At 63.0% G+C, this 16,640-nt stretch carries 20 protein-coding genes; 10 read left to right on the top strand and 10 right to left on the bottom strand.

The window, feature by feature from the left end; all coding sequences use genetic code 11:
• The first annotated feature begins 57 nt into the window (after positions 1-57).
• The 3 genes from ACEN9P_RS03430 (at position 58) to ACEN9P_RS03420 (ending at position 2,761) form a co-directional block, all read left to right on the top strand.
• Positions 58-1,506, top strand: coding sequence for a hypothetical protein (locus ACEN9P_RS03430; protein WP_495621088.1), 1,449 nt, complete (start codon positions 58-60; stop codon positions 1,504-1,506).
• A gap of 83 nt (positions 1,507-1,589) precedes the next feature.
• The gene (locus tag ACEN9P_RS03425) at positions 1,590-2,123 is read left to right on the top strand and encodes a hypothetical protein (RefSeq protein WP_495621087.1); all 534 of its coding nucleotides are present in this window, start codon (positions 1,590-1,592) and stop codon (positions 2,121-2,123) included.
• Between the two features lie 287 nt (positions 2,124-2,410).
• Positions 2,411-2,761: a YcxB family protein gene (locus ACEN9P_RS03420; RefSeq protein ID WP_495621086.1), complete on the top strand. Its 351-nt coding sequence runs from the start codon at positions 2,411-2,413 to the stop codon at positions 2,759-2,761.
• Between the two features lie 33 nt (positions 2,762-2,794).
• Here ACEN9P_RS03420 and pdxH read toward each other — a convergent pair whose 3' ends face one another.
• Entirely contained in the window at positions 2,795-3,445 is a 651-nt protein-coding gene (gene pdxH, locus ACEN9P_RS03415) for a pyridoxamine 5'-phosphate oxidase (protein ID WP_495621085.1), read from the bottom strand.
• A 116-nt stretch (positions 3,446-3,561) separates the two neighbouring features.
• Between pdxH and ACEN9P_RS03410 the strand changes: the two genes are divergently transcribed.
• The 4 genes from ACEN9P_RS03410 to ACEN9P_RS03395 all read left to right on the top strand — a co-directional run bounded on the left by ACEN9P_RS03410 (position 3,562) and on the right by ACEN9P_RS03395 (position 7,630).
• Positions 3,562-4,134: a TetR/AcrR family transcriptional regulator gene (locus ACEN9P_RS03410; protein ID WP_413325987.1), complete on the top strand. Its 573-nt coding sequence runs from the start codon at positions 3,562-3,564 to the stop codon at positions 4,132-4,134.
• A gap of 180 nt (positions 4,135-4,314) precedes the next feature.
• A complete protein-coding gene (locus ACEN9P_RS03405) occupies positions 4,315-4,773 on the top strand; it encodes a (2Fe-2S)-binding protein (RefSeq protein ID WP_495621084.1) in 459 nt (152 codons plus the stop codon).
• An 11-nt stretch (positions 4,774-4,784) separates the two neighbouring features.
• On the top strand, positions 4,785-7,079 hold the full coding sequence (locus ACEN9P_RS03400; RefSeq protein WP_495621083.1) for a xanthine dehydrogenase family protein molybdopterin-binding subunit: 2,295 nt from the start codon (positions 4,785-4,787) through the stop codon (positions 7,077-7,079).
• Positions 7,079-7,630 carry a nucleotidyltransferase family protein gene (locus tag ACEN9P_RS03395; protein ID WP_495621082.1) on the top strand — a complete coding sequence of 184 codons (552 nt, stop codon included), beginning with the start codon at positions 7,079-7,081 and terminating at the stop codon, positions 7,628-7,630. The genes ACEN9P_RS03400 and ACEN9P_RS03395 overlap by 1 nt, the downstream gene beginning before the upstream one ends.
• On the opposite strand, the gene ACEN9P_RS03390 is transcribed toward ACEN9P_RS03395, so the two are convergent.
• The gene (locus ACEN9P_RS03390) at positions 7,627-8,142 is read right to left on the bottom strand and encodes a superoxide dismutase family protein (protein WP_477661866.1); all 516 of its coding nucleotides are present in this window, start codon (positions 8,140-8,142) and stop codon (positions 7,627-7,629) included. The genes ACEN9P_RS03395 and ACEN9P_RS03390 overlap by 4 nt on opposite strands.
• Before the next feature lie 95 nt (positions 8,143-8,237).
• Positions 8,238-8,819: a gamma-glutamylcyclotransferase gene (locus tag ACEN9P_RS03385; RefSeq protein WP_477661865.1), complete on the bottom strand. Its 582-nt coding sequence runs from the start codon at positions 8,817-8,819 to the stop codon at positions 8,238-8,240.
• Positions 8,820-8,895: 76 nt separating this feature from the next.
• On the opposite strand from ACEN9P_RS03385, the gene ACEN9P_RS03380 reads away from it, so the two are divergent.
• The 3 genes from ACEN9P_RS03380 (at position 8,896) to eda (ending at position 12,147) form a co-directional block, all read left to right on the top strand.
• Positions 8,896-9,474, top strand: coding sequence for an OmpA family protein (locus tag ACEN9P_RS03380; protein ID WP_495621081.1), 579 nt, complete (start codon positions 8,896-8,898; stop codon positions 9,472-9,474).
• A gap of 208 nt (positions 9,475-9,682) precedes the next feature.
• Entirely contained in the window at positions 9,683-11,500 is a 1,818-nt protein-coding gene (gene edd / locus ACEN9P_RS03375; protein ID WP_495621080.1) for a phosphogluconate dehydratase, read from the top strand.
• Positions 11,501-11,538: 38 nt separating this feature from the next.
• Positions 11,539-12,147 carry a bifunctional 4-hydroxy-2-oxoglutarate aldolase/2-dehydro-3-deoxy-phosphogluconate aldolase gene (gene eda / locus ACEN9P_RS03370; protein ID WP_074577766.1) on the top strand — a complete coding sequence of 203 codons (609 nt, stop codon included), beginning with the start codon at positions 11,539-11,541 and terminating at the stop codon, positions 12,145-12,147.
• 3 nt (positions 12,148-12,150) lie between these two features.
• Here the strand turns inward: eda and gloA are convergent, their stop codons facing one another.
• From gloA to ACEN9P_RS03335, 7 genes are all read right to left on the bottom strand, one after another.
• Positions 12,151-12,561, bottom strand: a complete 411-nt coding sequence (gene gloA / locus ACEN9P_RS03365) for a lactoylglutathione lyase (RefSeq protein ID WP_495621079.1) — start codon at positions 12,559-12,561, stop codon at positions 12,151-12,153.
• A 145-nt stretch (positions 12,562-12,706) separates the two neighbouring features.
• Entirely contained in the window at positions 12,707-14,425 is a 1,719-nt protein-coding gene (locus ACEN9P_RS03360; protein WP_495621078.1) for a hybrid sensor histidine kinase/response regulator, read from the bottom strand.
• Between the two features lie 111 nt (positions 14,426-14,536).
• The gene (locus tag ACEN9P_RS03355) at positions 14,537-14,881 is read right to left on the bottom strand and encodes an N-acetyltransferase (protein WP_477661861.1); all 345 of its coding nucleotides are present in this window, start codon (positions 14,879-14,881) and stop codon (positions 14,537-14,539) included.
• 23 nt (positions 14,882-14,904) lie between these two features.
• The gene (locus tag ACEN9P_RS03350) at positions 14,905-15,204 is read right to left on the bottom strand and encodes a hypothetical protein (RefSeq protein WP_477661860.1); all 300 of its coding nucleotides are present in this window, start codon (positions 15,202-15,204) and stop codon (positions 14,905-14,907) included.
• Positions 15,205-15,403: 199 nt separating this feature from the next.
• Entirely contained in the window at positions 15,404-15,820 is a 417-nt protein-coding gene (locus tag ACEN9P_RS03345) for a DUF6691 family protein (protein ID WP_495621077.1), read from the bottom strand.
• A gap of 10 nt (positions 15,821-15,830) precedes the next feature.
• Complete coding sequence (locus ACEN9P_RS03340) at positions 15,831-16,265, bottom strand: YeeE/YedE family protein (RefSeq protein ID WP_477661858.1); 435 nt, start codon at positions 16,263-16,265, stop codon at positions 15,831-15,833.
• Positions 16,262-16,591 carry an ArsR/SmtB family transcription factor gene (locus tag ACEN9P_RS03335; RefSeq protein WP_495621076.1) on the bottom strand — a complete coding sequence of 110 codons (330 nt, stop codon included), beginning with the start codon at positions 16,589-16,591 and terminating at the stop codon, positions 16,262-16,264. The genes ACEN9P_RS03340 and ACEN9P_RS03335 overlap by 4 nt, the downstream gene beginning before the upstream one ends.
• Positions 16,592-16,640 lie beyond the last annotated feature (49 nt).

Here is a 16,640-nt window from a genome sequence, read left to right as displayed (position 1 = left end):
TTCGCAGTTTTGCGGGATATATCAAAGTTATGCGTCACAGGAGACGCCGTCCACCCAATGAGCGCTAAGCGAATCGTCACCGTCGGCCTTGAACTTGCCTCAGGCGACACTCAGTACGCAAGCTTCCGATCGAAGCTCTCGCTTCTGGACTGGGACATCGTTCTGTTTAAGCCAGAGATTGGTGACTTTCTGTCTTACGTCACCGACTACTACCAAGGTAAGCCGAGTCTTGACGACAGCACTTCATTCAGCCTGAAAGAGTGTTGCGAGCACTGGCGCCGCGAACTCAAACAGGCAGTGGAGACCGGGAAGACCGTGATCGTCTACCTCTCACAACTCCGTGAGGTCTTCGTTGACACCGGGCAGCGCTCCTACTCGGGAACTGGCCGCAATCGCCAAACGACTCGTCACGTTTCCCTCTACACTAACTACCAAGCCATCCCGGCGACCTTGACCCCGGTCGTGGCAACCGGGTCTTCCATGAAGCTTGTTGACAAAGGAGCCGAGGTCTTGGCGTCCTACTGGTCTGAGCTCGAGTCGCGGTCACACTATCAGGTTCTTCTCACCGCCGAGAAGATTCCGGCGTGCTTGGTCACACGTACAGGGGAAAAGCCCGTCGGAGCGATGTACCGCAGCAAGGCGTCGGCGGGCTCCCTTGTTCTGCTACCGGACATTGACTTCTATGACGCGGCTTTTGTGAAGGAGAAGGGTGCAAAGCAGACTTGGACTCCTGCCGCCGGCCAGTTCGCAGGTCAGCTTGTGTCGGCAATCGTTTCCCTTGACAAGGCACTTCGCTCAAGTTCCGAGGTGACCCCTGAGCCGTCGTGGGCGGCGGCTCCCGCATACACACTTGGCCCAGAGGCCGAACTTCGAGTTCAGTTGCTTGCGGCAGAGCAGCGTGTCGAGGAAGCTCAGCGTCAGAAGGAGGACACGGCGGATCGCCTTTCGGCCGCCGGTCGGCATCGCGGCCTGCTGTACGAAAAGGGCAAGCCCCTCGAAAACGCGATCATTGAAGCACTCCGCCTGCTCGGGTTCACTGCCGCGCCCTACAAGGAGTCGGACTCCGAGTTTGATGTGGTGTTCGAGTCTGACGACGGTCGCCTCCTTGGAGAAGCGGAAGGCAAGGACAATAAGGCAGTCAGTATCGACAAGCTGCGGCAGCTCTCTATGAACATTCATGAGGATCTGCAGCGAGAGGCAGTATCGACTCCGGCAAAGCCTGTTCTCTTCGGGAATGGATTTCGACTCCAACCGATATCAGAGCGACCCGATCCGTTCTCAGAGAAGTGCCACAGTGCGGCGGCAACATCATCAACAGCCCTGGTGCACACGCCCGACCTGTTTGTCGTGGTCCAGTCGCTCTTGGCGCAACCCGACCCCATCTACGCGCGCGACTGTCGGCGCGCAATCACTCAGACTACAGGTCGCGTTAGGTTTCCTCCCATGTCAGAGGCGGCACCTCCTACATCGGAACCCGATTCGGGCCAGCCGAAGAGTGACGCATAACCCCTCGCTCGAGCCGACGCGCTACGGCGGCCAAGCCTTGGCAGCCTTCGCGCGCGGCTCAGCTCGAACGTTAGGCGTCGCAAATGCCTGATCTTCGTAAGTCGCAGTCACACGGGAAGATTGGTGAGGCTGCGGTCTATGCCAAGTGCTGGATGCATGGCATCCCTGCATACTTCACCGGCGGTCTCCGATCCAACTTTGCCGGTAGCGATCTCATCGTCGAAACCAACGATGCGCGAAGAAAGCTTTGGGTGCAGGTCAAGACAGGCGCCCCAATCCTCAAGAACCACGTCTACTTCACGCAGTGCAAAGGCGACAACGATCTCGAACTGGAAAAGTTTGACGCTGACTTTGTTGTGTTTGTGAACATAGAAACCAGGGTTGGACTGAAGCATTCCCATGGCGGAGAGCTTGGCTTTGAGCACCTCTCGTACTACGTCGTTCCCCGCGATGCAGCCAACCATCTATATCTGCACTGGCTCCGACACTGGCATGCCAAACCCAAGCGAGACGGAGATCAAAGAAAGCTTAGCAACATGGCCGTACACGTTCCCTTTGCGGAGATGGAGAAGTTCCAGAATGCATGGCACCTTCTGCGCACGCAAAGCGACGCCTAACCCTTCCATCGAGAGGACCCGCCCCGGCAAGCCGGGTCGGGCCTCTCATGTCAAACGTTAGCCAGCACATGACCGATACTTGGCGAGTTCAATATAGCGCGACGGACTTCAGCGCCGGCACTCAGTTCTTGACGCGAAGTCTATGGAGCCGCATGCCACATAGGTGGGCGCTCTCCGTTCTGGGAGGGGCGTATTCCCTGTTGTTCATACTGGGGATATTCACCTTGTGGAGGGCTATCGAAGCCAGACACGTTCCGTACGGTCGATGGTTCGTCGGCATCTTCGGCATGGCTTTCCTGCTCAGTTTTCTGGTAAACATCGCCGGCCGACGAATCTGGGCGCGCGGTGTCGAGCGCCTTTGGGGATCCAATACTTCACCAGATATCGTTCGCCTCGACGCCGCCGGCATCTCGATCGAAGGCGGAATGGGGTTGATGCGTATACCTTGGACCCTCGTTCAGGAAATCGTCCGAGAAAAGGAGTACCTCTACGTCGTCTACCGGAGCGTTGCCTGCCTCTACATCCCTGACCGCGGGTTTGCCGCTCCGGGTGAGTTCAAGGAATTTGAGGCGAGAGCTCGAGAGCTCCTCGCGAATGCGCGATCAACTCCTCCCGTTGAGGCCCGCGATGCTGGCTAACAGGTCGTTCGACACGGACACGCAGCGGCATTGTTAAGGCGCCAGGCGCTCCCGCAACCACCCCCCATCACCTTGCAAGGTATACCGCAGCCGGTCATGCAGCCGGCTTTTGCGGCCCTGCCAGAACTGCCAGTTGTCGGGCTTGAGGCGGTAGCCGCCCCAGTGCGGCGGGCGCGGGGGTTGCAGCAAGAATTTCGCGCCGTATTTGGCCGCGTTGGCCACCAGCACGCCGCGCCCGGCAATCACTTCGCTTTGCGGGCTGGCCCAGGCGCCTATGCGTGAATCCAGCGGCCGGGTGTTGAAGTAGGCGTCGCTTTCCTCGGCGGAGACTTTTTCGACCACGCCCTCTATGCGCACCACGCGCTCAAGCTCCACCCAGTGGAACTGCAGCGCGGCGTAGGGGTTGCCGGCCAGTTCCTGGCCCTTGCGGCTGTCGTAGTTGGTGAACCAGGTGATGCCGCGCTCGTCATAGCCCTTGATCAGCACGATGCGGGTGGAGGGGCGCAGGTTGCTGGCCACGGTGGCCAGCGTCATGGCATTGGGCTCGGGTACCTCGGCGGCGATGGCTTCCTGCAGCCATTGCTCGAATTGTTTGAGCGGGTCCGCCTGCGAGGCGTCTTCGTTGAGTTCGGCGCGTTCATAGCTTTTGCGCAGGTCGGCAATGGAGGTGGTGGGCTGGCTCATGCCCTTGATTGTGCCCGCTGGCGCCATGTCCCTGCCTGCCGCCGGTCCTTGCCAGGCGCGTTTCCAAGGGCGCGCTTGCTGCCGAATTAATATTCGCTTATATTCCCAGCTTCCCCATGAAGCCCAAAGACGACGAAAAGCAGCGCGCGATCGCCGAGGCCACCTTCAACCTGGTGGCCCAGACCGGCCTGAGCGGCCTGACCATGGCCGACATCGCCCGCACGGCCGGCATCGCCACCAGCACGCTGTATGTTTACTACCCGTCCAAGGATGAGCTGATCAGCCAGCTCTATGAAGAGGCCAAGACCGCGACCATGCTGCGCCTGATGGACGGCGTGGTCCCCGGCACCCCCTTGCGCAGCCGGGTGCGCCGCATCTGGGGCAACCTGCTGCGGCACCGGCTGGAGCGCTACGCCGAGGTGGTGTTCCAGGAGCAGTACTACAACTCCCCCTGGTTCACGCAGGGCAACCGCGAGCTGTCGACCCGCCTGGCGGCGAGCTTTCTGGCACTGATGGAAGAGGGCCAGCAGCAGGAGATTTTTAAACCCGTACCGCTGCCCTTGCTGACGGCCAGCGTCGTGGGTTCGGTGCGGGAAACCGCCAACCTGATACGCACCCAGGTGCTGCCCGACGATGAGGCCGTGCACCAGGCGGCCTTCAGCCTGTGCTGGGACGCCATCAAGGCTTGATCGCCCGAATCGCCTGAACCCGCCCCGAAAAGGCAATACCCCCTGATATCAGTAGGCCAAGTTATTTTGATAAAAACCCTTTTTTAAGCGAATATATATTCGACAAGTAGTTTTCTCACTTCTCCGCTGACCGTTTTTCCTGCTTCTTTCCCCCCAACAACAACCTCAAGGAGTTCCACGATGCCCACCCTCAACATCAACGGCAAGGACACCGCCGTCAACACCGATGAGTCCACGCCCATACTCTGGGCCCTGCGCGACACGCTGGGCATGACCGGCACCAAGTTCGGCTGCGGCGCGGCGCTGTGTGGCGCCTGCACCGTGCACCTCAACGGCGCGCCCATACGCTCGTGCATCACGCCCATCTCGGCCGCCGCCGGCCAGAAAATCACCACCATTGAGGCCGTGGCCAGCGACCGCGTCGGCAAGGCGGTGCAGGACGCCTGGGTCAAGCATGACGTGGCGCAGTGCGGCTATTGCCAGAGCGGCCAGGTGATGAGCGCCACCGCCTTGCTCAAGGCCAACGCAAAACCCAGCGATGCCGACATCGACGGCGCCATGGCCGGCAACATCTGCCGCTGCGGCACCTATGTGCGCATACGCGCCGCCATCAAAGACGCCGCCCAAACCCTGGCTTGAAGGAGAACACCATGTATTCCAATTCCACAGACACCCTCGATATCGCCAGCCAGTTGCCCAAAGGCCTGCAGGCCCTGATGCACAAGGCGCAGGACGCCGCGCAAAGCATCGCCGACGCCGCCCTGCAGCGCCGCAGCTTCCTCAAGGTCACGACCGCCGGCGGTTTTGCGCTGGGGGCCTTTCCCCTGCTCTCGCAGGCGCAGACCATGGCGACGGCCGGCGCGCCCGCCGCGTCCAGCCTCAAGCCGACCCAGCAGCCCTCGGCCTTTGTGCGCATCGACAAGGACGGCACGGTGACCGTCACCATCAACCGGCTCGACTTCGGCCAGGGCGTGCAGACCGGCCTGCCCATGATCCTGGCCGAGGAGCTGGACGCCGACTGGGCCCTGGTCAAAAGCCAGCACGGCAATGCCGACCCGGCCTATGTGGACCCGGCCTTCGGCATGCACCTCACGGGCGGTTCGGGCTCGATCAAGAATTCCTACACGCAGTACCGCGAACTCGGCGCGCGCACCCGCGCCATGCTGGTGTCGGCTGCCGCCGCGCAATGGGGCGTGGACGCCGGCAGCCTGCGCACCCAGCAGGGTGTGGTGATTGGCCCCGGCGGCAAGCGCCTGAGCTATGGCGAACTCGCCGAAGCCGCCATGAAGCAGCCGGTGCCCGAGGCGGTCACGCTGAAAGACCCGAAACAGTTCCGCATCATCGGCAAGCCCACGGGCCGGCTGGACGCGCGCGCCAAATCCAGCGGCGGCCAGAGCTATGGCATCGACGTGCGCCTGCCCGGCATGCTGACGGCGGTGGTGGCGCACCCGCCGGTGTTTGCCGGCAAGGTCAAAACGCTGGATGACGCGGCGGCCAAGGCCGTTCCCGGCGTGAAGGCAGTGCTGCGCATGCCGCTGGATCGCGGCGGCGAAGGCGTTGCGGTGGTGGCTGAGGGCTATTGGGCCGCCAAGCAGGGCCGCGATGCGCTCAAGGTCGAGTGGGACAGCAGCGGCGTCGAGAAAGTCGACAGCGCCCAGCAGCTCGCGAGCTACCGCTCACTGGCGCAGAAAACCGGTGCGCTCAAGTACAACGGCGACATCAGCAAGCTGGCAACGGCACCCAAAAAGATCAGCGCCGAGTTTGCCTTCCCCTACCTGGCCCATGCGCCCATGGAACCCCTCAATTGCACGGTGCAACTGAGCGGCCAGGGCGCGGACGCCAAGGCCGAGCTCTGGCTGGGCACGCAGATGCCGGGCCTGGACACCTTGGCGGCTTCCAAGGCCCTCGGCGTGGCGCCACAAAACGTCAAGATGAATGTGCAGATGGCCGGCGGCGGTTTCGGCCGCCGCGCGATTCCGACCAGCGACTACGTGGTCGAAGCCTGCAACGTCGCAAAAGCTGCGCGCAGCGCCGGCCTGACGGCTGCGGTGCGCACGCTGTGGAGCCGCGAGGACGACATCAAGGGCGGCTACTACCGTCCCATGCATGTGCACCGCGCCGAAATCGGCTTTGACGAAAAGGGCGAAATCCTGGGCTGGGACCACGTCATCGTCGGCCAGTCCATTCTCGCCGGCTCGCCGTTTGAAGCCTTCATGGTCAAGGACGGCGTGGACGGCACCATGGTCGAAGGCATGAAAGAGCCTTACGAGATCCCGATGCGCCTGTCGGTGCACCACCCCAAGCTCAATGTGCCGGTGCTGTGGTGGCGCAGCGTGGGCTCTACGCACACCGCCTACGTGATGGAAACCTTGATTGACGAGGTCGCGCGCGGCAGCGGGCAGGACCCGGTGGCTTACCGCCTCAAGCAATTCGGCAGCAAGCACCCGCGCCACACGGCTGCGCTGCAGCTGGCGGTCGACAAGTCCGGCTACGGCAAGCGCACGCTGGCCGCCGGCCGTGCCTGGGGCGTGGCGGTGCATGAGTCCTTCAACACCGTGGTGGCCTATGTGGTCGAAGCCTCGGTCAAGGACAACACGCCGGTGCTGCACGCCATCACCGCGGGTGTGCACTGCAACCTGGCGATCAACCCGACCAGCGTGGAGGCGCAGATCCAGGGCGCGGCGCTCATGGGGCTTTCGATGTGCCTGCCGGGCGCTGCCATCACGCTGAAAGACGGCGTGGTGGAGCAAAGCAACTTTGGCGACTTCCCGGTGCCGCGCATCACCGACATGCCCACGGTGGCGGTGTTCATCGTGCCCAGCGCCGATGCGCCCACCGGCCTGGGCGAGCCCGGCCTGCCGCCGCTGGCTCCGGCTTTTGCCAATGCCATCGCCAAGCTCACGGGCAAGCCGGCGCCACGCGAGCTGCCTTTTAAACTGGCGTGATGGAAAAGGGCGTGCCCACGGTGCTGGTGCTGGCCTCGGGCCGGGGCGAGCGCTTTGCCGCCTCCGGCGGCGGCACGCACAAGCTGCAGGCCTTGCTGGCCGGCAAGCCGGTGCTGGCGCGCACGCTGGGGGCCGTGGCCGCCAGCGGCCTGCCCTGGCACCTTGAAGACGCGGGCCACCCCGGCATGGGCGACAGCATCGCGGCCGCCGTGCGGGCCGCACCTGAAGCCTCGGGCTGGCTGGTGTTGCCGGGTGATTTGCCGCTGGTGCAGGCCGCCACGCTGCTGGCGGTGGCCGATGCGCTGGCTCGGCATGCGGTGGTGGTGCCCATGTTCAAGGGCGCGCGCGGCCATCCGGTCGGGTTTTCGGCCGCCTGCCGTGATGCCTTGCTGGCGTTGACGGGGAGCCGGGGTGCGTCCCCGGTGGTCCAGGCACAAGCCGCGCTCAATGCCGTCGGCTTTCTCGAGGTTGCCGATGAGGGCACGGTCACCGACATCGACACGCTGCAGGACCTGCAGCGCGCCGAAGCCTTGCTGGCCCAGCGCTTTTAGCTCAGCGCAATGACGGCGCAGGCCAGCCGCGGGCCGGAATTGCCGGTGGGCTGGGTCTTGAAGTCGTCCGGGTCGCGGTGCACGATCAGGCCCTTGCCCACGATGTTGTTCATACCGCTGCCGATGGCAATGGTCTTGGATTCAAAGCTGAACTTTGCGACGCCACTGGCATCGGCCTTGAGGCTGGGCAGGTCGCCGGCATGGTGGGCCATGTCCGAGTGGCTGCCGTGCGGCTGGCCGCTTGGGTTGAAGTGGCCGCCGGCGCTCATGCCGTCGCCGCTGGAGCAATCACCTTTTTCATGCACATGAAAGCCGTGCTCGGCATTGGGCTTGAGGCCGCGGATCTCGCCCGAGACCAGCACCTTGTCGCCGCTCTGGCTGAAGTTCACGGTGCCGGCGGCGGTATTGCCGGTGGTGCTTTGCAGCTGGGCCACGGCGCGCGGGCCGCTCATGGTCGATGCGCAGGCGCTGAGCACAAGGGCCGCGGCAAGCGGCGCGAGAAGCTGGTTCATGAAGCTGTCTCCTGACAGGTTGGTTGGTGGGATAGTGAGAAAAAAGCCCACTGTAGGCCGCATGGCCCGCGATGGCAAGTTCGGGCCGCGGCCGCTCAGGTGTTGACCAGCGCCAGCAGCTTGCCCAGCGCATGGTCGTGGATACCCAGGGTCTTCAGCTTGTCATAGGTGAGCTGCGCGTATTCCCGCGTGGTGCCGTAGCGCCCGCAGGAGTCTGAAAAAATTCGCCGGTAAACATCCTCGCTGAGCACGCCGGTGTGGCTGGGGCTGCGCTTGGACAAGGTGAAGGCCAGCGCCCGCAGGTCGCCCCCAGCGGTCTGGCAGCGCAGCCACTTGGGGTCGTACACGCCGTTGGGCATCTCGCGCTTCCACAGGGCGGGCAGGGCGCCTTCCACCTGCGCCCGCGGGATGCGAAAAGCCATGCCCTTGCAGCTGCCGCCGTGCAGCAGGCCGAAAACCAGGCCCGGGCATTCCGGTGTGCCGCGGTTCACGCGGCTCCACATCTTGAGCGCGCGGTGGTAGCCGTGGATGGTGGCGAAGCGCTCTTCCGCATGCTCGAACTCCGGCCGCCAGATCAGCGAGGCATAGGCAAATATCCAGAGGTCGTCCTTGCCGCCCCATTCGCGCAGGACGGTCTCCAGCATGTGGTCGGGGTTGCGGGAAACGGAAAGGCCCATTGCGGCTGTTTGCTTGGCTGAATTTTCCACAGCCGCACTTTACAATGGGCCGAGTTTTTGTGACGGGAGTCGGGCAATGTTTTCTCAGGACGATGAAGGCCAGCAGGGCCTGGTGTTGGCGCTCGTTCTGGGCCTGATTGTTTTTGTCACCACCTTGGTCATAGGCATCAGCCTGTATCGGCTGCATCGCGGCGAGCCCGCCGGACCGCCCGCAGTTCCCGCCCTTGCGGCCGCCGCGCAAGCTCCGGCACCGGTCGCTTCCGCACCGCCGCCAGCCGCAATCCTTCCCGATGTCAGCCAGGCGATACAGGCTTCGCAGGCCGCGGCCGATGCCGCCAGCGTGAAAGTCGAGCAGGGCGTGGTGCGCTTTTATTTCGCTTCCGGCCAGGCCGAGCTCGCCGCCGGCGCGGTGGATGCCATGACCGACCTGGTCAAGGCGGCCAAGGGCGGCCGCACGCTGGTCATCTCGGGCTTTCATGACGCCACGGGCGACGCCGTCAAAAACGCGGCCCTGGCCAGGCAGCGTGCCCTGGCCGTGCGTGACGCGCTCAAGGCCGCGGGCGTTCCCGAGCGGCAAATCGAGCTCAAGAAACCCGAACAGCTGGCCGGCGGGAACGACGCCGAGGCGCGCCGCGTCGAGATTTCGCTGCAATAAGCTGTCAGGTGCTCTTCGGCGTAGCGGGCCGCTGACAAGCGCAAAGGCGCGGGGCTGACGCCCGGCGCACCGCCTCGCGGGCAGAGTGTTTGGTAACCGTACCGTAACCACATTGGCGTGAAATGGCCGGTAACCCGTTACCATAGAGTCAGTAATAAAGTTACGGCGACCCGGTGCCCCGCCACCCAAACTTCATAAAGCCCCCACCATGGTCCTTCATCCCAAAGTCTCAGACATCACGGCCCGCATCACCGCGCGCAGCCGCCCCACGCGCGAGGCCTACCTCGCGCAATTGCATGCGGCTTCCACGCGCGACCCCGGCATGGAACGCATGGGTTGTGCCAACGTGGCCCATGCCTTCGCTGGCATGCCACTGGACGACCGCTTCAAGGTGGTGACGCAGCGCGCACCCAACATCGGCATCGTCACCGCCTACAACGACATGTTGTCGGCGCACACGCCTTTGCAGGCCTACCCGGCCTTCATCAAGGACGAAGCCCGCAAGCTGGGCGCCACGGCCCAGGTGGCCGGCGGCGTACCCGCCATGTGCGACGGCGTGACCCAAGGCACCAGCGGCATGGAACTCAGCCTCTTCAGCCGCGACGTGATCGCCATGGGGACGGCGATAGCGCTCTCGCACGACATGTTCGACGCGGCGCTGATGCTGGGCGTGTGCGACAAGATTGTTCCCGGCCTCTTGATAGGCGCGCTGCAGTTCGGCCACCTGCCCACGGTCTTTGTGCCGGCCGGGCCCATGACCTCCGGCATCCCCAACAAGGAAAAAGCCCATGTGCGTGAGCAGGCCGCGCAGGGCCTGGTTGGCCGTGACGCCTTGCTGGATTCCGAGTTCAAGTCCTACCACAGCCCCGGCACCTGCACCTTCTACGGCACGGCCAACAGCAACCAGCTGCTGCTCGAAGCCATGGGCCTGCATGTGCCCGGCACCGCCTTTGTGAATCCCGGGAATGCCTTGCGCGAGGAACTCACGCGCGAAGCGGCACGCACCGTGCTGGGCATCACCAAGGCCAAACGTTTTGCACCCATAGGCCTGATCGTTGACGAGAAGGCCATCGTCAACGCCATGGTCGCGCTGCTGGCCACAGGCGGCTCCACCAACCATTTGATCCATTGGGTGGCGGTGGCGCATTCGGCCGGCATCGTGATCGACTGGAATGATTTTTCCGACCTCTCCGACGTGGTGCCCACCCTGGCCCATGTCTACCCCAACGGCAGCGCCGACGTGAACCAGTTCCAGGCCGCGGGCGGCCCGGGGCTGATCATTCGCGAGCTGCTGGACGCCGGCTTCATGCATGAAGACGTGCTCACGGTGCGCGCGGGCGGCATCCGCGAATACACGCGCGAGCCGGCCCTGGCCGGCGCGGCCCTGGCCTGGCACGAGGTGGGAGCCTCCAAGGACGAGACCATCGTGCGTTCTCCCGCCAAACCCTTTAGCGCCACCGGCGGCCTCAAGCTGCTGCAGGGCAACCTGGGCCGCAGTGTGATCAAAGTCTCGGCTGTGCCCGACGACCGCCATGTGATCGAGGCGCCCGCCCGGGTATTTGATTCGCAGGAAGCCCTGCACCTGGCTTTTAACGCCGGTGAACTCAACCGCGACGTGGTCTGCGTGGTGCGCTGGCAGGGCCCGCAGGCCAACGGCATGCCCGAGCTGCACAAGCTCACGCCGCCGCTGGCCGTGCTGCAGGGCAAGGGCTTCAAGGTCGCGCTGGTCACCGACGGCCGTATGAGCGGCGCCTCCGGCAAGGTGCCGGCGGCCATCCACGTGTCGCCAGAAGCGGCCGCCGGCGGCCCGCTGGCCAAGGTACGCGACGGCGACCTGATCCGTGTCGACGCCGTCACCGGCGAACTCAAGGTTTTGGTGGCGGAGGCGGAATGGGCCGCCAGGCCCGTGGACACCATGCCCGCCGAATTGCGCGCAGGCAATGCCGTCGGCATGGGCCGTGAATTGTTTACCGGCATGCGCCGCCATGCGCTGACGGCCGAAGAAGGAGCTTTATCGTGGATGTGAACATCAAACCCGGCGACAAGCTGACCGCCCTGCAGGTGATGCAGGATGCGCCGGTGATACCCGTCATCGTGTTGACCGACGTGAAACAGGCGGTGTTGCTGGCGCGCGCGCTGGTGGCTGGCGGCATACGCATGCTGGAAGTCACGCTGCGCACGCCGCAGGCCCTGGCCTGCATCGAAGCCATCGCGCGCGACGTGCCCGAGGCCGTCACCGGCGCGGGCACGGTGCGCAGCGCCGCCGACGCCCAGGCCTGCGCCATGGCCGGCGCGCGTTTTGCCGTGAGCCCGGGTTACACCCATGCCGTGGGCCAGGCCTGCCGCGATGCCGGCCTGCCCCTGCTACCCGGCGTGGCCACCGGCAGCGAAATCATGATGGCCCAGGAAGACGGCCTGACCGAGTTGAAGTTTTTCCCGGCCATGCAGGCGGGCGGCCCGGCCATGCTCAAGGCCTGGAGCGGCCCCTTCGGCGACGTGCGCTTTTGCCCCACGGGCGGCGTCTCCACGGCCAATGCCGCGGAATTTTTAAGCCTGCCCAATGTGGTTTGCGTGGGCGGCTCCTGGCTCACGCCGGCCGATGTGCTGGCACGCGGCGACTGGGCGCAGGTGACGGCGCTGGCGCAGCAGGCTTGCCGTTTGCAGCGTGAGTAAGGCCTAACGCAGGCCTGCGCCGGTTGCGTATTCAGTGCGCTGGATCAATTCGATCTTGTAGCCGTCCGGGTCCGTCACGAAGGCAATCACGGTAGTGCCGCCCTTCACAGGGCCGGCCTCGCGCGTGACATTGCCGCCCGCGGCCTTGATTTTTTCGCAGGCCGCATAGGCATCCGGCACGCCCAGCGCGATATGGCCGAAGGCCGTGCCCATGTCGTAGCTGTCGGTGCCCCAGTTGTAGGTCAGCTCGATCTCGGCATGCTCGGGGTTGTTGCCATAGCCGACAAAAGCCAGGCTGTATTTGTACTCGGGGTTTTCCGAGGTGCGCAGCAGCTTCATGCCGAGCACCTGGGTGTAAAAATCAATGGAGCGCTGGAGATTGCCAACGCGCAGCATGGTGTGTAGGAGTCGCATAAGACGATGGCCTGGTGAGTCGTGGTTCGCCCATTGTCGCCAATCCTGGATTCCCTTGCAGGCTGCTCCCTGTGCAAGGGCTACGGCGACGTATGCCTCGGGCATCCTGCTGTAAGAGGCTTCACCGTGCCGAATATTTCGCCGGCTACTGTGCTGCGGCCAGCGCCTCCAGCATTTTCCCCTGCAGCAACTTCATGTCGCCATTTTTCAGGACGTAGCCGTTCATGCCCGCGCCGAGGGCGGTTTTGACATCAAGCTCATTGGAGTTTCCGCTGAGCGCAAGGATAAAAATGCCCTGATGTTCCCAGTCCCTCGAACGGATTGCTTGTGTCGTTTGCACGCCATTCAAGCCGGGCATATTCATGTCCATCAAGATCAGGTCGACGCCCGGGGTGTTGTCCAAGTGGGCCAGAACCTGGCGTCCTCCTTCGGCCTCCAGCACTGTCAAGCCCCAGCTTTTCAGGCAGTCGCCGACCATCAAACGGTTCAGTTCGTCGTCTTCGGCCAGTATCACGGTTCGGCCTTCCAGCACATCGCTGGGGATGACAGGTTTGGCGGCGGGCGGCGTGGGCGCCTGCAGGGTTTCGGGCGCCTTGCTTATCCCGGCTTGCGGCGCCATTGGGAAGCTGAGCGTGAATTGTGTGAATTCGCCCTGCACGGACTCGCAATGGATGTCACCCCCAAAGCTTTGCATGGTCCGTTTGCAATAAGAGAGCCCAAGGCCCGTCCCTCCGGCTTTTCCCGAAGTCATGAAGGACTCGAACAGGTGAGCCAGAACCTCCTTGGAGATACCGGGCCCCGTGTCCCTGACGATCACCTTGTGATCGGCCACCGTCAGCACAATGATTCCGTCCGGCCTTTGCTCGAGGTAATAAAGCGCGTTTTTGATCAGATTAAAGAGCACAAAAACGTAGGGAGTCTCATCGCCATAAAAAACGAAATCCTTGACGACACGCACCGTGACTCTGTCGCGCAGATTGCCAGAATCATCGCGGACGTTTCGCTCAATAAAACTGTATTCGTCCACCGCTTTTTGCGTCGCCTTCGCGGCGGATAGGTATTCAAACTTGCTGCGGTCCACCGCGCTGGACTTGAGCGACCCAAGAATCAGGTCAATCACCTGGTGGCCCCTGTGCACCGCAATTTCACCCATGTCGACGTACTGGCGCATACGGGAAACGTGCTCGGCGGGGATGGCTGTGTCCGCGGCAGGCAGCATCTCCCCGATGCTTTCCAGGCTCATCCTGGCTTGTCCCAGTGGATTGCGCATTTCGTGGGCAATCGAGCCGGCAAGAGAGTTCGCAATACGCAGCTTTTCGGCATCGATCTGCCTTTCCGAGAGCTTGAATGCCGCGCCGCCTATGAGAATCAGCAGGTACGCGGGAAGTTGAGCCACCATGTCCATGGGCACCGCCGGATGAGGCGTGATGGCGGTGTAAAGCAGCGTTGCCGCGCCTCCCCCGATCAAGAGCATGACAATCGTATTGCGCCAGTCGGTCAGCATGACCAGGAAACTCAGCGCGATAAAACAATTGGAGATTGACGGGATGCCTCCGTGCCGCATCAGCGACAGAAATACATTGGCAAACGGCAGGCAAAAAATCAGTGCCCAGTAAGAGTAGGCAAAGTAGTATTTTTTAAATTTTTCGGGCCAATGGCTTCTCAAGGCCAGCACGGTAAACAGGACAACAACCGGCAGCCGGATTGCAAGATCGTCGTAAGGGCGGGGATTCGGTTTCGTGAACCGTATCAGGTAAAACACCACATAGGTCAGCGCACCGATGATGCCGATGTATTTGAGCAGCGGCCTGCCGTGCGCATGGTAGGCCTCGTAGTAGCCAAAGAGCTTTTTGAACCAACCCATGTTTTTTCCAACTCCCCAGGTGCACAAAGCCCTTTGAGCCAGGTGCCGGTTTTTTCGGTGCCATGCGAAAGAGCGCCGTTCCTTATAACAGCAGCCCCCGGAGCTTGAGTATCAGCATGCCGATGCTTTCAGAACATCCGAGACCCGTCCACGCATCAGAACATACGATCCGTCCGTTCCATCCACCCGCAAATTGTTGACGATGGTGGAAAGCCCGAAACGCCTGTACAGGCGGCTCAGCACGGGCGAGCAAGAGGCAAAGAGGTATTGCCCATCGGTATGCTGGGCGAAATACGAAACGCCTAGAAATACGCATTTCTTCACGAGATCGGGGCCACCCCTGTAGTCGGGATTTAATACAAGGCGCCCGATTTCCCAGCTGCTTTGGCAGGTTGCCGGGTCGATCAATTGTCTCTGCGCCAGCAGCTTTTCAAGTGAGGTCAGTCCCTTGTGCATGGGAACCAGTCTTAAGGTGCCGATTACGGCCCGACGGACCTCGAACGCAAACACCAAACCCAATTCGTCTCTTTTTTTTCTTGTTCAAAGAACTGCTCGTTGCGGCATCCGGACGGCAGCTTGATGTGGTCGCGAAGGCCCTGCACTTTTTCCAGTTTTGATGCGGTGTCCAGATGGGACAGCGTGATTTCCTCGATGAAATTTTCCTGCTGGGGTGACACAAAGGGGTATCCCCCGTTGGGAAAAATGGCCCCCGGAGCATCCAGGGGCTGGCGCAGAGCTTGAAAGGCGGCCGGTGCGTGGTGGTTCATGGAGGTCGTCATTGCATCACTTCTTTTTTTGATGTTCGCGCAGTCTATGCGCCGTGCAAGCTTGAATCAAGCTTTACCCTGCCAGATATGACAGGGGTCCCCACCTATTTCGCTTGAATAAGGGGTCGAGCCAAAAAAAAGAGGCTCAATTGTCCGCATGCGGACAGTCAATCGGGTGCCTGGCCCAGGCGGTGTAGCTGCACACCGCGGGCTACGGCCGTCGCCTTTCGATCAGCTCGAAGATCGCCATGCCGGCCAGCATGGCCAGTACAAACACCGCGGCTTTGGGTTCGCCCATGCCCAGGGCCACGAGGCCCGGGCCTGGGCAGAATCCGGCCAGCCCCCAGCCCGCGCCGAACAGCAGGCTGCCGGCCACCAGCCTGCGGTCGATGCGGCCCGCGGCCGGCAGCTTCATCTCGGCACCCAGCAGCGACAGGCGCCTTTTTTTGGCCAGAAGGAAGGCGAAGAAACCCACGGCGACGGCGCCGGCCATGACAAAGGCCAGCGAGGGGTCCCAGGGGCCGGCAAGGTCCAGGAAGCCCAGCACCTTGGCCGGATTGGCCATACCCGAGACGATCAGGCCCAGGCCAAACACCAGGCCGGCCAGCAGGGAAAAGAGCATCAGCATGGTCTTTCTCCTAAAACTTGAACAGGTGGCGCACCAGGAACACCACCGCAAAACCGGCGGCCATGAAAGCCGCCGTGGCCGCCAGCGAACGCAGCGACAGCCTTGAAAGCCCGCACACGCCATGGCCGCTGGTGCAACCCGCGCCGTAGCGTGTGCCTATGCCCACCAGCAATCCGGCGGCGACGAGCACGCCATAGCCGGCATCCACCTGCACACGCGGCAAGGCCGAGAACGCGGCGTAGGCCCATGGCGCGCCTATGAGCCCGGCGACAAAAGCCACGCGCCAGCCGGCGTCGCCGCGCACCGGTTTGAGCAGCCCGCCCAGAATTCCGCTGATGCCGGCGATGCGCCCGTTGAGCAGCACGAACATTGCCGCGGCCAGGCCTATGAGCAGGCCGCCCGCCAGCGCGGGCCAGGGTGTGAAGGCGTTCCAGTCCAGAGTCATGGCTTGCCTCCTTGGGGACAGTAGAGCCGGTAGAGCAGCGCCAGGATTTCCAACGTCCCGGTGTCGGCCACGCTGTAGTAGATGTTCTTGCCTTCACGGCGCGGAGTGATCATGCCTTCATTGCGCAGCACACTGAGCTGCTGGGACAGGGTGGGCTGGCGTATGCCCAGGTCCTGCTCCAGCTCGCTCACGCAGCGCGCGCCCTGCGAGAGCTGGCAGAGCAGCAGCAGCCGGTCTTCATTGGCCAGCGCCTTCAGCGCGCCCACGGCTTGCGCGGCAGCGTTGCGAAGTTGCCCGGTGTCTAAAACTGGAGAGGATGATTTCATGGCCATGCGCAGGGATGTGTTCAATATTATATAAAAACATATAATGTAG

It is taken from the genome of Polaromonas sp. Polasp52 (assembly GCF_059491565.1).
The sequence above is the reverse complement of the archived record's forward strand: the minus strand, read 5'-3'. Positions and strand labels throughout refer to the sequence as shown.